We start from the raw sequence: 13,917 nt of genomic DNA, 5'->3' as shown, positions 1-13,917 counted from the left end.
CTCCACGGCGAGCAGCCGGACCCGGCCGACCCCACGCGGTGAAAAGATCACTCCTGACGCACCTCACGGCACCCACCCCAGGAGGCAAGATGTGACCGCCTACGACTGGGTGCTGCGGCTGCACACCCCCACCCCTCACGAACAGCAGACCCCAGCGGCCTGCTCGCCGCAGACACTGGCAGCCGCAGCCGCCGACCTGGGGCCCGGGCCCGTTCAATGGGCCGTGGACACCGCGGCCGCGATGACCCGGCGCGTCATCGAACGCGTCCCGGAGCACGGCGACGGACCAGGCCCCACCCTCACCCTGCGCCGCGCCGTCGAATCCGGCGTGCTCACGGCATTGATCACCCTGCGCCACGATCGCGCCCCGTCCAAAGCCGACATCCCACCCGACACCGTGGACAGCGACCGCGAATTCGCCCGGCGCGGCATCCCACTCGACCGAGTGCTACGGGCCATCCGAGTCGGACACGCAGAGCTGGCGCGCGAACTGGCCGCCGCCATCGAACGCGAAGTGCCGCCGGGCGACCAGCTCTCCGAGACACAGCGCATCAACGAGCGCTTGTTCGATCACGTCGACATGCACGCCTCTGTCATGGCGGAGGAGTACATCGCCGAGCGGGACCGCTGGAGCCAGAGCAAAGCCGCGGCACGCCGCGCGCTCGTGGACCGCATCCTGGCCGGCACGCCCATCGGTGATAGCGAGGAGGCGGAAGTCCTGCTCGGCTACCCGGTCCACCGCTACCATCTCGCCTGCATCCTGTGGCCCGCAGTGAGCGATCCGCCCGACACATCCGAGACCAAACTGCGTGCCGCAGTCGCCGACATCGCTCACACCATCGCCGGCGCAGCCACCTTGACCGTGCCGGCCGAAGCCTCGATCACCTGGCTGTGGATCGGCCTGCCCCGCACACCCACCAGCGGACTTACCGACCTGATCAAGGCCACCCTCACCTCACACCCCGACATCCGCGCCGCTCTCGGAATCCCGGCCCACGGCCTGGCCGGCATGCGCCAGAGCCACCTGTGCGCCCGCGAAGCAGGACGCCTCGCCCTGCTCTCCGGCAACCGCATCTGCGACTACCGGTCCGTCCGACTGGCCGCCCTGATCACCACCGACCAGGAGCAGGCCCGCTGGTTCGTCGACAGCGCCCTGGGACCCCTTGCCGCCCACGACCCGCGCACCACCAAGCTTCGCGAGACCCTCCAGTGCTACCTGGCCAACGGACGCAGTCTGATCACCACCGCCGAACAGCTCCACATCGCCCGCAACACCGTCGCCTACCGCGTCAAGAGCGCCGAGGCCCGGCTCGGCCGGACCACAGGCACCGACGAACTCGAACTCCGCGCCGCCTTGGAGGTGACCAGCCGCCTCGGCCACGCCCTCTGGCAGGCCGACGACCAGGAGCGGACGTGATCCTCGGCATCACCGCCGACGTACCCCACGTCTTTCAGCCGTTCGCCGGAGTCCTCGACGAGGCCGACCAGGCACTGGACCGCGCCGTCCGCATCCTCAGGCAGCACGTCCGCACCCCGGACTCAGCGACCGCCCCGGCGGTACGAAGCGGTCCGACGGCCTTGCTCCCGGCTACGACGATCCGCCACCGGCATCGCCAACGGCAGAGGTACGGGTCACGCGCGCGGTTACGAGGATGCGGTGAAGTCGAGCTCCTCCAGGGTGACCTGCTGCTCGAACTTCGCTCGCTTCAGGCGCCGTTGGAAGGCGACCATCTCGCGGCGGGCGATCTCCTCCTGGCAGAGAACCTGCGGGAACTCCAGGTGCCCGAGTTCGCCGCCGTGGGCTTGCGGGAGAGGGGCGTCCAGGGTCTCCAGCATCCCGGACAGCGGCAGGGCCTTGAGAGATTCCCCCAGGGCGGTGTCCAACATGCTCATCACGCAACACTGTCCTGACCCAGGTCGTCGCGGTCGCCGTCCGGCGTCCCGGGGGTCTCGACAGCGGCGAACAGGCCCTGGGGCGCGTGCAGGAGGGCCGCAGCGCCGGCGGGCCCGGTCTCCGGCTCGGGATCCGTCCCGGTGCCGGCGATCAGGGTGCCCTTGGTGGTGCGGTAGGACGGGTCCACGACCGTGAGGGCCTTGGCGCAGGCGGCCTCCAGCTGAGTCCTGCCGTACTTCTTGCGCAGGCCCAGGATCCCCTGGGCGGCTTGGAGCCGGGAGAGAGCGCCGCCTTCCAGCAGCGATTCGACAACCTCCCGGCAGGCGGGGCAGTCGGTCTCGTCGGTGCGCTTGCCCTGTTCAAGTGCCGTGTGTGCCTTGACGAGTTCACCGTCGAGAAGCGTACGCCGTGGACGCCCGGGGAGCCTCCGCAGGCGCCGGATATGCCACCCCCGGCGCTGTCGGGGGTGCCGGTGCCGAGGTCATCGGAATCACAGCCACTCGAAGACCGGCTCGCTTCTGTGTGCGCCTTGCGGGGCGCATCAGGAGTCACCTGGCGGGCGGAGTCGTGATCAGGTCCATGCCCGGGTAGCGGCCGGTGACGAAGCCCGCGGCTTCGTAGACCGGCTTCCCGGCCTCGCTGGCGTGCAGTTGGATGTAGTGGATGCCTGATCCGTGGAGCCAGCCGACCAGTTCGTCCACGATGCGGCGTGCGTGGCCGCGACCGCGGGCCGGGGTGTCGGTGACGATGCCGTCGAGGTAGCCGCGGCGCCCGTCGGGCCAGTGCGTACCGGGCAGATGGTAGGTGACCCAGGCCATGCCGCAGGCGAGAAGAGGTTCACCGGGACCGCCGCCGACGACGAGGCAGACGCAGTCGTCGCGGCGGTTGATTCGCTCGTCGAACCAGTCGCGGGCGATATGCCGCCACGGTGTGTCGGCCGGTCCAGGATCGATGCCCAGGCTCTCCAGCGCGACGGCGCGCAGCCGGATCAGTTCCGGAATATCTGCTGTGAAGGCCTTGCGAGGCTGCATGTCGCGGCTCCTCTTGTTGTTTCGGCCCGGTTCAGCGGGCCATGGTGAGCAGGACGCGACCGAAGGGCCGGTCCTCGATCAGATGACGCTGCGCTTCGGCAGCCTGTTCCAGCGGGAACACGCGGGCGATGGCGGGGGTGATGCGGCCCGCGCGCAGCCAGTCCAGCAGGGTCACGCGGGCGGCGTGGGCGACGTCCGGCGGGGTCGTCGTGAACGTGTAGCCGTAGGCGGTGGCGTTCTTCCATATCAGGTCGGTGATGTTCACCGTCCCTTCGGTGCCGCCTGAGTATCCGACGCCGACGTAGACGCCGCCGTGTGCGAGGGCGGCGATGCAGGGACCGAGCAGCGGACCGGCGACGCCGTCGACCACGACGTCCACGCCCCTGCCGTCGGTGATGCGCGCGACGCCGTCGGTCAGGGATTCTCGGGACAGGTCGATGACATGCTCGTAGCCGGCGGCGCGGGCGGCTTCGGCTTTGTCGGTGCGGCTTGCGGTGGAGACGGCCAGGGATGCGCCGAGTTCGCGGGCCACCTCCACGGTGCCCATGCCGACGGAGCCACCAATGCCTGGCGCCAGGACGGTACCGCCGGCCTTCAGCCCGGCAAGTCGGGTCAGGACGAGGTAGGCGGTGCTGTATCCGGCACCGGCGAACAGTGCGCAGGCGGCCTCGTCGCTCACCGCGTCGGGAATCGGTATCAGTTGGTGGGCGTCCGCGGTCAGTTGCTCGCGCCAGGTGCCGTCGGTGCGCCAGCCGAGCCCGCCGCCGCCGACCACGACGCGCGCCCCCTCCGCCAGAGCGGTCGTCCCGGGGTTGGTGATCCGTCCCACCGCGCCGCCACCGGGAATGTGGGGCGGCGTCTGGTGCAGGGAGGGGTCCATCCGCCCTGCCCTGATGGTGTTGTCGGCCGGGCTCACCTCGGCGTAGGAGAGCCGGATCGACGCCCGGCCGCCGGTGGCCGGTTCGGCAGGACGGTCCACGAGCCGCAGTTCCTCGTAGCCGCCGTGGCGTCGGTACTCGATCGCCCGCATGGCGCTTCCACCCCCGTATGTTCGGATCACGGGCCGTCCGGCGACCCTTGATGCTCCCAAGCCAATGAAACAGATTCTGTTACGACTGCACGCAAGGGCGGGCCCCGGCCGGCCTCGCTCGGCGGTTCAGCCGGAGCGGGCGGCCAGGGTGTCCCGCAGGACGTCCGCGATCGAGACCCCCGCGAGCTCCCGCCGGACTGCCTCCTCCGCGTCGACGTAGACGCGGCGCAGCGCGGGCTGGATGCCGCGGCCGACGGGGCACGCCTGGTTCGGTTCGCCGTGGTGCAGGGCGAACAGGGGCTCGTCGTGCACCGCGCGGTAGACGTCGAGCAGCGCGATGGACTCCGGTTCGCGAGCCAGCGTCCAGCCGGCCCCGGCGCCGTGTCGGACCGTCACCAGGGCCGCCTTCCGCAGATCGGCGAGGCTGCGCCGGATCACGACGGGGTTGGTGGCCACGCTTGTGGCGATCTGGTCCGAGGTGACCACGTCGCGCCCGCGGCCGTGCACCAGGGCCATCCAGGTCAGCACATGGACGGCGACCGTCATCCTGCTGTTCGCGCTCACGCCCTTCACCCCCTTGCTGTAACGATAACAGTTACAGCAAGAACTTCAGCCGGGGGTTCGGGTGATGCTGAAGTCACACCAGGCCAGGTATGCGGAGACGCCGAGGGCTAGCCGTGTCTCCCGGCTTCGGCACCCGTGAGGGTTTCACCGATGCTTGTAGAGTGATGGGGTGGCATTCATGAGCACCCCGCACTGCTGCTTCCTGTGACCGGAAGACGTTGAGGGCGATACCGTACGGCGTCGCCCTCCTTGGTGTGCCTGCTGCGTGAACCACGTTTCCGGCGCTGCCCGTTTCCTTCCTGAGGCAGCGACGCGCTGAGCGCGCATGCGGGCACGGTCTCTTCCCTTCACCTTCGCCAGGAGTGCCTCGTGCCCGCGTCGCTTCCCCCTGCCCTCGAACTGTCCCTCGACCTGCTGCGCTGCCCGACGTGTCGCACGCGTCGCCTGCGTCCCGACCGTGGCGCACTGCGCTGCCCGGTGGGCCACACCTTCGACATCGCCCGCCACGGTTACGCCGGCCTGCTGACGGGCATCCGCGCCACCAGCGGCGACGACGCGGCCATGGCTCAGGCCCGGGACCGGTTCCTGTCGACCGACACGTACACGCCCATCCGCAAGGTCGTGGCCGGCCTGGCGGCCGACGCCGTGTCTGAGCAGACCACGGTTGTGGACGTCGGGTGCGGCACGGGCTACTACCTGGCCGGCGTTCTCGACCAACTGCCCGGCGCCCGTGGTCTGGGGCTGGACACATCGGTGCGCGCGCTGCGCTCAGCGGCCCGGGCCCATGAACGAGCCGCCGCGGTGGCCTGGGACGTCTTCCGCCCCGTTCCGCTGGCCAGCGGAGTGGCCGATGTCGTGCTGGACGTGTTCGCCCCGCGCAACCCGGCCGAGTTCCACCGCGTGCTGCGCCCGACCGGCCGGTTGATCGTGGTCCGTCCCAGCGCGCGGCACCTGGCCGAGCTGCGCGGCCGGGTGCCTGCGATGGTCACGATCGACCCGGCCAAGGAACAGCGCCTGCATCGAGCGCTGGATCCCTTCTTCAAGGCCGCCGTCACCGAACAGGTCGAATACACCATGCTTTTGACCAGGCAGGAAGCCCTCGACCTGGTGGGAATGACGCCGAGCGCACGCCACTTGAGTGCTGCGGACCTGGATGATGACGCCTTCCTGCCCGACCAGGGCACCGTCTCCGTGCTGGCCACCGCCTACCAGCCTCGGTGACCACGAGCGGACGCATGCGCCTGCTGACCGATACCGCACCGGAATTCTGTGGAGAGCTCTGCCCCGGGAGCCGTTCGGGCCCTGGCAGATGGGTGTGGAAGCGCCATCGTAGGGGGGCCGGCGGCACCTACGTCTCCATAGCCGGCGAAAACCGTGGCCACCCACTCCTCCGACGGCCCCTTCATCTGCCTCATCCCCGACCGCCAGGGGACCGGAACCTTGCGGTCGACCCGCCGCGCACGGAGCCGCTGCCGCCGCACGGAAGCAGGCTTCCGGCCTCAAGCACCACCTGCTCAACCTGGTCGCCGACGTCATCGGTCTCACCGACGCCTACAGCTGCTTCACCAAGGGCGACGTCATGGGCTGCGTCAACACCGCCCTAGCAGTCGTCCCCTGGGGCAAGATCTTCAAAGCCGTCAAGGTCGGCATCGAGGCCTTCAAGGTCTGGCGAGCCCTTGACCGCGCCTACACCGCCGTCAAGGACGCCGAGGAAGCCGCGAAAATAGCCGACGGCGTCCCGGATTCGGAAGGCGCGATCGACGAGGCGGAGAAAGCCGAGAGCGCCGGCACGGAAGCCGCCGGCTGCGCCGTACACGGTTTCGTCGCAACGGCGGCGGTGCGCCTGGCCGGTGGCTCATCCCAACCGATCAGCCAGATCAAGACCGCGCTTTGCGCCGTGCTCATCCAGTTCGGGTTCGTCCTTGTTTGCGGTATCCATCCAAGATGTCCTGACGGAGCAGGTAACCGAAGCCGGAAGACTCCAGCCGCAACCCTAGCTGGGCCTCCCCGATACCAAGATCGGCCGCGGTGTCCGCCAGGTGCCAGTCGTTGGCGGCAAGCCTGCTCAGGAGGTGGCCACGACGAACCTGGTTCTCTGACAGGCGAAACGTCTTGAGGTAGGCGATCCTGCCCCTGTCGTCGCTGATGGCCTCACCGATGTGGTTCTCCTGTTTGGGGCGGAACGGCGGCAGGAAGCGGGAGAGCGTGAAGCGTCCCATCCGGAAGACCGACTGCCAGGTGTAGGCGTGTTCCAGCAGGCCGGTCGCCATGGTCGTGTCGTGGAAATGCGTCCAGGCATGCTCCTGTTCGGCAACTGCCGTGCGCAGGTCGGTCAGGGAGCGGATCTGCGAGTCAGGTATGCGGGCCCGGAAGTCCGGCACCGGCGGCATCAGCGTGGCGTAGTGGTGGATCAGTTCGCCGTACAGGTCCTGCAGGAGCGTTGGGTGAAGTGCACGGTAGTCGTCGGGGTGCGGGACCGCGAACGCGGCAGCGAGCGCGTCGGCGACGTAGACCATCACGCCACACTGGTTGGGGTGGATCTCGAAGATGCGCAGTGCGTCGGCGAGCCCGCGTACTTCGGCACCCACATAGGCTTCCTCGACGCGAGGAGAGAGTCCTTGACGGATCGCACGCTGCGACCACTGCTCCCACGCGAGGGAGGGGCCGCCGAAGTGCAGTGCCAGGTAACCTTCCAGTGCCAGGTGCATAGGGAGGAACCGCAGCCGGTCCTTGGCCTCACGGCGGGCCATTCTGCGGTGGAAGCGGAGGCCCATCGTGGCGGCGGGAGCCGAATTGCCGTCGGCGGAAAGCTGTGTGCCGTAGGCGGCTGCCGGCGTGCCGTCATCAGTCCACGTGGCGACGAATCCGTGCGGGATGTAGGAGATGTAGCCATGGCGCGGGCCGAGCTCGACCAGCCCGGCCACATCCCCGTAGAGCTGCGAGCCCAGACGGAGGTCGTCGACAGGCTCGTCACGCACGAGCGGCACCAGTCTGACGGCATTCCAGACCTGGGAGGGGCGTGTGGCCAGGCCGGTCAGGTCCAGTGTGGTCATCGCGCCCGCTCCTGGTGGTGTCCGCTCGTCATTCGGGCCGCGCGGGTGTGCATGTAAGTGATCAGTTCGGCCAGGCCAGTCCGGCCTTCCGCGAACTGGGCGAGTTCCACCAGTGCGGGAAGGTCCTCGGCGTCACGGATACCCGCGGTGGGCACCGTCGCGGACAGCCGACGCACGTCGAAATCGGCTGCGTCGTAGACGGGGTTGAGATGCACGATGCTGGTGCGACGCTCGGGATCGAGCCGGGTCCGCCAGATGCGCAGCACCTCGGCGGCCAGGCCGGGAGGCGCGTTGTCCCATCCGTCGGAGACGATCACCAGCCTGGACGGGGCGGTGTCCAGCGCGTCGAGGATCCGTCGGCCAACCGGCGTCGGCCCGTACGGATAGGTCAGCAGCGCGTCAGTCCGCCCAGAAGTCCACAGCCCGGTGTAGTCGCCGGCAAGGGCCGCCAGCAGATAGTGGCAAGCCAGGGCCACGGCCAGCGGTCGACGCCGCTTGTGAACCGAACCGAAGGCGGAAAAGCTGTCGTCCAGGACGGCGGTGACCTTGCCCCAGGTCCCGCGGTGGAAGCCGGCCACCCGGTCGGCGGCCGATTCCAGGGCGTGGGTCAACTCGGTACGCCGGCGCCGACGTTCCTCGACGGGCAGCGAAAGGACATAGGTAGCCAAGCGGGTCAGCGGCATCCCCGCCAGGTCCGCTTGTACCCGTGTAGTCCCACGTTTGTGCGCGGACTCCTGCAGCCGCATGGTCTCCAGGCGGGTCATCCGCGGAGCTATGCGCTCCAGGAAGACATCCCGGGGAATGCCGTACTTGGCGGCGAAGCCCTCGGCAACCGTATAGGGCAGCTCATACAGGGCGGCCTGCTCGTAGTGCGCGCGGCGCCACATCTCCAAGAGGGGTGTCGCATAGTGCGGGCGGGCCAGCGGCGCGAACAGGAACGTCCCCAGCTCTTCGGTGGCGGGGGCCACGTGTGCATGACGAAGGGCTCGCTTCAGGCCGCTGCGGTACTTCACGGCATCGAACGCCAGGTCTTGGCGGGCGGACAGCCAGTCACGCATGATCGCGCGGCTGCGACGGTTGTTCACCCTGGCCCGGCGCAGGGCGCCGAACAGTCCGTACACGCGTTGCGGCGGCAGCGTCGCAAGACGGCGCGCGATCAGACGGCCCTCGCTGCGGCGTTGCTCGGCCGTGGCCTCACCGCCGGTCTCCAGCAGCCGCCGGATGATGAGGACAGCGTTGTAGTCGTTGATGTCGAGGGCAAGGACCCCGGCGTACAGGTCACGGTAGTTCCCCAGCATGTACGCATGGAGAAAGTCCAAGGACAGCCGCTGCTCGCCCGCGTCGCTGTGGAATTCACGCTGGCCAGTGGAGGTGATCGCCGCGTTGACGAAGAGCAGCACGTCGTCGGCTGCGACCAGGTCCCCGTACGAATCCATCCACATCTTTCCCCAAGAGCGCTGACGCCGGCCGGGGAATGGGGGCACGAGCTGCGAATCATTGCTTCAGAGGCAGGTTCCGGAAGTCGCACCGGAGTCCCGCGGCCGGCCACAGGACCGTAACAGAGCAGGCCACAAGCCCTCCACCCACTTCCCCCACCTCGCTGGCACGGGGCGATCCCCAGACGCCGACAAGGTGCGAGGGCGGAGTTCCGCAACCGGCACTCCGAGATCGAGCCGTTTGTCCATCTCAAGCCGGAAGGTCGTCCACGGCCTGGCGGCCGCCGTGGATCTCGCGGTGCGGGGAGGTAACACGTCCACGCCGCCGCCGAGACTGCGACCTTGTCGTGGCTCTCGCCCGCATGTCCGGGCGGGGCAAGCGGCCGGTGGACCTGGTACTGCTGCTGTTCGTTCGACGGTCTCCCAGTGCAGGAGGCAACGGACCGCGCCGACTTCCGTGCCGCCGCGCCGGCGGCGCGATCAGCCTGCTGTTCGGCCTGTCCACCGAACGCCTTTGCCACCTGACGCCTGAACACCTCAAGTTCGGTGACAAGCACGCCCAGTTGGTCCTGGGCCGCCCCCTCCGTCCGGCTGCCTCCACGGCTCGCCCAGCTGCTTCGGCAACTTACCGAACGGCCCCAACCGCGTCCGCAACTTTCGCGAGCCCACCCAGGCCCTCGGTGGCTCTTCCCGAGCCTGGTCCCGGGCAAGCCGATCTCGAGGCACGGCATGACCACCCAGAAACCCAACCCGCACGGCACCCTGGTTCGCACCGCGCGCGACAACGGGGCGCTTGCTGCCCTCGCTGCTGATCTCCCCAGCCCGATCCTCGCCGACGTGACCGGGATGCACCGCCACACCGCGCTCCGCCGGGTCGCCTACGCCAGACGTGACGAGGCCGAGTACCTCGGCGCGAGAGCTGAGGACAAATCAGGAGACGTCGTTCCAGGCGTCGACTAGCCTCGCGAAGTTGTGCTTCGCGCCTTCAGGAGGAGACCTCATGGCCCAGCCCTTCCCGCCCCTCGAACCGTACGCGCGCGGTCTCCTCGATGTCGGTGACGGAAACCGGATCTACTGGGAGACCAGTGGGAACCCCGATGGGAAGGCGGCCCTGTGCGTGCACGGAGGCCCCGGCAGTGGAGGGCGCCGTGGCAGTCGCAAGATGTTCGATCCCGAGGTCTTCCGGATCGTCCTGTTCGATCAGCGAGGCTGCGGTGAAAGCCGGCCTCACGCCTCCGACCCGTCCGTCAGCCTCGATCACAACACCACCGACCACCTCATCGCCGATATGGAGCGGCTGCGCGAGCACTTGGGGATCGAACGCTGGCTCCTCTACGGCGGCTCCTGGGGCTCAACACTGATCCTCGCCTACGCTGAGCGCCATCCCGAGCGGGTCTCCGAGGTCGTCATCGTCGGCGTCACCATGACCCGGCCGGAGGAGACCGACTGGCTCTACCACGGCGTCGGACGCCTGCTGCCAGGACCCTGGGAGACATTCCGCGACGCACTGCCGGAGGCGGACCGGAGCGGCAATCTCGTGGCCGCCTACAACCAGCTGCTGAACAGCCCTGACGAGGCGGTCAGGGAGAAGGCGGCGCGGGACTGGTGTGCCTGGGAGGATGCTGTCATCGCCCACGAGGTACTTGGTCATCCGGGCGCCTACACAGACAAGACTGACCACGCACTGATGGCCTTCGTCCGGATCTGCGCGCACTACTTCGCGAACGATGCCTGGCTTGAAGATGGACAACTGCTCCGTGACGCACACCGGTTGGCCGGTATCCCAGCGGTGCTGATCCACGGCCGACTCGACCTCGGCAGCCCGTTGAAGACCGCGTGGGAGTTGTCCAAAGCGTGGCCAGACGCGGAGCTGAAGGTGATCGACGACTCCGGACACACAGGCAGTCCCGCGATGCAGGACGCGATCCTGGAGGCGATCGCGCGGTTCGGCAAGAGCGGACGGTGATTGGCGCTGCTGCGCCGTGCGCTCCAGCGAGGGCCACTCAGCGATCGTTGCCAGCCCGCAGGCTGCAGCAACAGCATCGTCGCCCCCGAAGACCCACCGATCTGGCGAGCGGAGCACGCCTCCCTGACTCGCCTTCGAGGCCTTCCCGTGCCCCAGGCCAACCGCAGAGCGGTGATCGGCCGGCAGATCCGTGAAGTCGAGATCGCACTCATCAGGTCGAAGGAAACATGACCATCCCGAACCAGCCCGGTCTCTCCCTCAAGGCCGAAAGGGTCCTGCGGGAGGCCATGGAACGCCTCTTCGCCGGTCGCCCCATCCGCACCGACGGCAAGCCGACCGAGCAGAACCTCTGGATCGGAGGCAGGCGTGAGCCGAGCCACCATGAACCGCGCAACCCCGGTACTCGCTGACTGGGACAACCGGGTCAGCCAAGGCACCGCGAGCAAGCACGACCAGAAGCTGACCGAGGATCACCCACCCCGGCGTCGACTGCAGGACAACCGCCTCGAGCAGCAGCGGCTCCAGGACGAGGTCGACGCCGCCGCGGCCACTGTCATTGCCGCACTCCTCGCGGAGAACGCCGCACTTCGCGAGCCGGCCGGCAATCGGTCAGCAGTGGTCACCCGCCTGGGCCGCACTCAGGCCGCACGAGAATGAGACTGTCTGGTCTGAGGTGGTTGGAAGCCACACCCCTCGAGGCGTCGAGGCAGCCGAAATCCAGCACAACGACGTTTGACCAGGCCACCACGCCGATCAGGCGCCGGATGGGCCACCGGCTCGAACCCGAGCCAGTACCTGATCGGCCAACTCCTGCGGGGTCAGCTCGCCGTCCAGGACCACGGTGTCGCTGGGCAGGGTGTCGGCCGCGGCCATGCACGGTTCGATCCTGTCCTTGCACCAGCGCCGGACCCGCTCGTCCTGCTCGTGGTTGTCCGGAGTGAAGCTCCGGCCGTCGATCCGCTTCTCCAGGACATCTCGGGGGACCTTGAGGAAGAAGTGGTGAACGTCGATGCCCGCGTCCTTCAGCACGCTGAAGATCTCACCCGCATACCCCGGGTCGACCAGGGTCATGGGGACCAGAACAGGACGGTGGTACTCTTCAACCAGACCCACGGCCAAGCTGGCGACCTCCCGCCGCCACAGCCTGAGATCCTGGAAATCACCGGTCGGCACCTCCACGATCTCCCGCAGGACATGGCCGACCATCTCCGGGTCATATACGAGCGCCTCGGGCCAGCGTGGACGCAACTCGTCCACCAGCGTGGTCTTCCCGCTGCCGAACGCACCGTTCACCCAGACGATCAACGTGATTCTCCCGGCTCCGTTGCCATGCCCCGCATGGGCCCAGCGTGTCGGATCAGCATGCCGCGCGGCTTGGTGGCGCCAGACTCCTCTGCACACCGGATCGGACACTCGAAGTGAAACAGAGAGGTTCGGAATCAGTGCGTGACGAAGGCCACTTCGCCACTTGGTGCAACCGGCAGCCGGGAATCGCGGCGCGGGCCGTAGCGCACGCACAACCTGACGTGGCGGATGGTGCGGCGCTGAGGGTCCCGCCCCTGCCGTCCCACTGGTGCCCCCCCCTGCTGACACGCCGTCGACCGGTGTGCGAAGCTGCCGATCACGAGGGAGGGGCGTGGCGGTGGGGCGGGAGCACACGGCGGGCGGGCGACGGCGGCACAGCACGATCGGCGCCGCACAGGCCGCGTTGACGGTGCTGGTGGCGGGCGGAGCGGCCCTGGGAGCACTGCTGCTGCACCCCGACACGGGCCTGTTGGCCAAGGGCCGCGGGCCGCTTGGCGGCAACCCCGTCCTCGTGGTCGGCCTCGCCCTGCTGTCACTCCTTGGCGGCTTGGCGCTGCGTGAGAAGTACCGGGAGCAGGTCGGCGCCGCCGGGGAACTCAACCCGGTGGAACAGCGGCTGGTTGACGGCGTGAGCCGCGTCCTGCTGACCGCGTCGCTCGTCGTCCCGCTGCTCGTCCTGGTCCTGCACCGGTTCGGTTCGTCCGGCAGCAGCCGCGAGGCCGGCCACGGGGGCGGCCACGAGGCGTTACCGCTTCCCGGCCCGCGGCAAGACCCGGTACCCACCCTGCCGCCCGCACAGCATGCCGGGCACGCCGACCACAGCATGCACTTCGGGCTGACACGCATCCTGCTCGGTCTCGGCATCGCCCTGTTTGCCGTGGTCGTCGTGATCGCCGGGCTGCACCTGTGGCGGTATCTGACCCGGCCGCCGGCGCCCGAGGCCCTGGCGACGTACGCGACGTTCGACGACGCGCAGGAACGCCTGACCCAGGCCGTGGACTCCGGGCGCCGTGCCCTGCTGGACGGAACCGGCGCCCGCGCAGCCGTCATCGCCTGCTACGCCGCCATGGAGGAGTCGCTCGCCGACTCCGGGGTGGCCCGGCGCGCCTCGGACAGCCCGCAGGACCTGCTGGAGCGGGCTGTCGCGGGCGGCCTGCCCGCGGGGGCGGCCGTCGTCGAGCTCACCGCCCTGTTCCGCGAGGCCCGTTACTCCACGCACCCGATGGACGGCGGCCACCGCGACCGGGCCGCGGTGGCTCTCGCCGAGATCGCCGACGGACTGCGCTCGCGGGCGTCCGGGCCCGAAGCCGTGGCGGGTGCCTTGTGAAGGTGCCCACGCGGGTCCGGACCTTCGCCGGCTCCGTGCTGCGGGCGCCCGGATCGGTACGGCACTCGCTGGCCGTACTGAGCACCGTCGCGGTCGCGGCCGAGGTGCTGCTCGCCCTGGCCGACGGTGCCGCCGCGGCCGTCACCGGCCTCGCCCTCGTCACCGCTGTTGCGCTGGTCCTGGGGCGCTATGCCGCGGGCGGCGCCGCCCAGGACAGCGGCTTTCGCAGGCCGGTGCGCCTGCTGCACAGCCGGGCCCCGGCGCTCGGCGAGTGGCGGCGCATCGTGGCCAAGGCCCTCGCGGACGACGGC

Annotated in this window: 16 protein-coding genes and 1 pseudogene; 8 read left to right on the top strand and 9 right to left on the bottom strand. The window is 69.3% G+C overall.

All coding sequences use genetic code 11. The features are described 5' to 3' along the window. The first annotated feature begins 91 nt into the window (after positions 1–91). The gene (locus ABT288_RS46225) at positions 92–1,417 is read left to right on the top strand and encodes a PucR family transcriptional regulator (RefSeq protein WP_351621979.1); all 1,326 of its coding nucleotides are present in this window, start codon (positions 92–94) and stop codon (positions 1,415–1,417) included. A 227-nt stretch (positions 1,418–1,644) separates the two neighbouring features. On the opposite strand, the gene ABT288_RS46220 is transcribed toward ABT288_RS46225, so the two are convergent. From ABT288_RS46220 to ABT288_RS46200, 5 genes are all read right to left on the bottom strand, one after another. After that, complete coding sequence (locus tag ABT288_RS46220; RefSeq protein WP_351621976.1) at positions 1,645–1,893, bottom strand: ATP-binding protein; 249 nt, start codon at positions 1,891–1,893, stop codon at positions 1,645–1,647. Next, positions 1,893–2,081 carry a hypothetical protein gene (locus tag ABT288_RS46215; RefSeq protein WP_351621973.1) on the bottom strand — a complete coding sequence of 63 codons (189 nt, stop codon included), beginning with the start codon at positions 2,079–2,081 and terminating at the stop codon, positions 1,893–1,895. The genes ABT288_RS46220 and ABT288_RS46215 overlap by 1 nt, the downstream gene beginning before the upstream one ends. A 361-nt stretch (positions 2,082–2,442) precedes the next feature. Next, positions 2,443–2,925, bottom strand: a complete 483-nt coding sequence (locus ABT288_RS46210) for a GNAT family N-acetyltransferase (RefSeq protein ID WP_351621970.1) — start codon at positions 2,923–2,925, stop codon at positions 2,443–2,445. A gap of 31 nt (positions 2,926–2,956) precedes the next feature. Next, positions 2,957–3,955, bottom strand: a complete 999-nt coding sequence (locus ABT288_RS46205; RefSeq protein WP_351621968.1) for a quinone oxidoreductase family protein — start codon at positions 3,953–3,955, stop codon at positions 2,957–2,959. Positions 3,956–4,081: 126 nt separating this feature from the next. Continuing rightward, entirely contained in the window at positions 4,082–4,519 is a 438-nt protein-coding gene (locus ABT288_RS46200) for an Rrf2 family transcriptional regulator (RefSeq protein WP_351621966.1), read from the bottom strand. Positions 4,520–4,888: 369 nt separating this feature from the next. Here ABT288_RS46200 and ABT288_RS46195 point away from each other — a divergent pair, with 369 nt between their 5' ends. Then, a complete protein-coding gene (locus tag ABT288_RS46195) occupies positions 4,889–5,740 on the top strand; it encodes a methyltransferase domain-containing protein (RefSeq protein WP_351621963.1) in 852 nt (283 codons plus the stop codon). Between the two features lie 379 nt (positions 5,741–6,119). Here the strand turns inward: ABT288_RS46195 and ABT288_RS46185 are convergent, their stop codons facing one another. From ABT288_RS46185 to ABT288_RS46175, 3 genes are all read right to left on the bottom strand, one after another. Continuing rightward, entirely contained in the window at positions 6,120–6,335 is a 216-nt protein-coding gene (locus tag ABT288_RS46185; protein ID WP_351621961.1) for a hypothetical protein, read from the bottom strand. Between the two features lie 85 nt (positions 6,336–6,420). Beyond that, positions 6,421–7,572, bottom strand: a complete 1,152-nt coding sequence (locus tag ABT288_RS46180) for an ARPP-2 domain-containing protein (RefSeq protein WP_351621958.1) — start codon at positions 7,570–7,572, stop codon at positions 6,421–6,423. Continuing rightward, positions 7,569–9,008 carry a hypothetical protein gene (locus ABT288_RS46175; RefSeq protein WP_351621982.1) on the bottom strand — a complete coding sequence of 480 codons (1,440 nt, stop codon included), beginning with the start codon at positions 9,006–9,008 and terminating at the stop codon, positions 7,569–7,571. The genes ABT288_RS46180 and ABT288_RS46175 overlap by 4 nt, the downstream gene beginning before the upstream one ends. A gap of 729 nt (positions 9,009–9,737) precedes the next feature. Between ABT288_RS46175 and ABT288_RS46170 the strand changes: the two genes are divergently transcribed. The 4 genes from ABT288_RS46170 (at position 9,738) to ABT288_RS46155 (ending at position 11,631) form a co-directional block, all read left to right on the top strand. After that, a complete protein-coding gene (locus tag ABT288_RS46170) occupies positions 9,738–9,968 on the top strand; it encodes a hypothetical protein (protein ID WP_351621956.1) in 231 nt (76 codons plus the stop codon). A gap of 40 nt (positions 9,969–10,008) precedes the next feature. Continuing rightward, the gene (gene pip, locus ABT288_RS46165) at positions 10,009–10,974 is read left to right on the top strand and encodes a prolyl aminopeptidase (RefSeq protein ID WP_351621953.1); all 966 of its coding nucleotides are present in this window, start codon (positions 10,009–10,011) and stop codon (positions 10,972–10,974) included. Positions 10,975–11,201: 227 nt separating this feature from the next. Further along, positions 11,202–11,384, top strand: a complete 183-nt coding sequence (locus tag ABT288_RS46160) for a hypothetical protein (RefSeq protein WP_351621950.1) — start codon at positions 11,202–11,204, stop codon at positions 11,382–11,384. Further along, the gene (locus ABT288_RS46155; RefSeq protein ID WP_351621947.1) at positions 11,356–11,631 is read left to right on the top strand and encodes a hypothetical protein; all 276 of its coding nucleotides are present in this window, start codon (positions 11,356–11,358) and stop codon (positions 11,629–11,631) included. Before ABT288_RS46160 ends, ABT288_RS46155 begins: the two co-directional genes overlap by 29 nt. Positions 11,632–11,727: 96 nt before the next feature. Here ABT288_RS46155 and ABT288_RS46150 read toward each other — a convergent pair whose 3' ends face one another. Beyond that, complete coding sequence (locus ABT288_RS46150) at positions 11,728–12,279, bottom strand: P-loop nucleotide/nucleoside kinase family protein (RefSeq protein WP_351621944.1); 552 nt, start codon at positions 12,277–12,279, stop codon at positions 11,728–11,730. Between the two features lie 331 nt (positions 12,280–12,610). Here ABT288_RS46150 and ABT288_RS46145 point away from each other — a divergent pair, with 331 nt between their 5' ends. Together ABT288_RS46145 and ABT288_RS46140 are read left to right on the top strand one after the other, a co-directional pair. After that, complete coding sequence (locus tag ABT288_RS46145; protein ID WP_351621941.1) at positions 12,611–13,606, top strand: DUF4129 domain-containing protein; 996 nt, start codon at positions 12,611–12,613, stop codon at positions 13,604–13,606. A 2-nt stretch (positions 13,607–13,608) separates the two neighbouring features. Further along, a pseudogene (locus tag ABT288_RS46140) lies at positions 13,609–13,917 on the top strand (hypothetical protein); the annotation flags it as partial.

Origin of the sequence: Streptomyces sp. NPDC001093 (assembly GCF_040298985.1) — a bacterium.
GTDB lineage: Bacteria > Actinomycetota > Actinomycetes > Streptomycetales > Streptomycetaceae > Streptomyces.
This window is presented reverse-complemented; position numbering and strand designations above follow the sequence as displayed.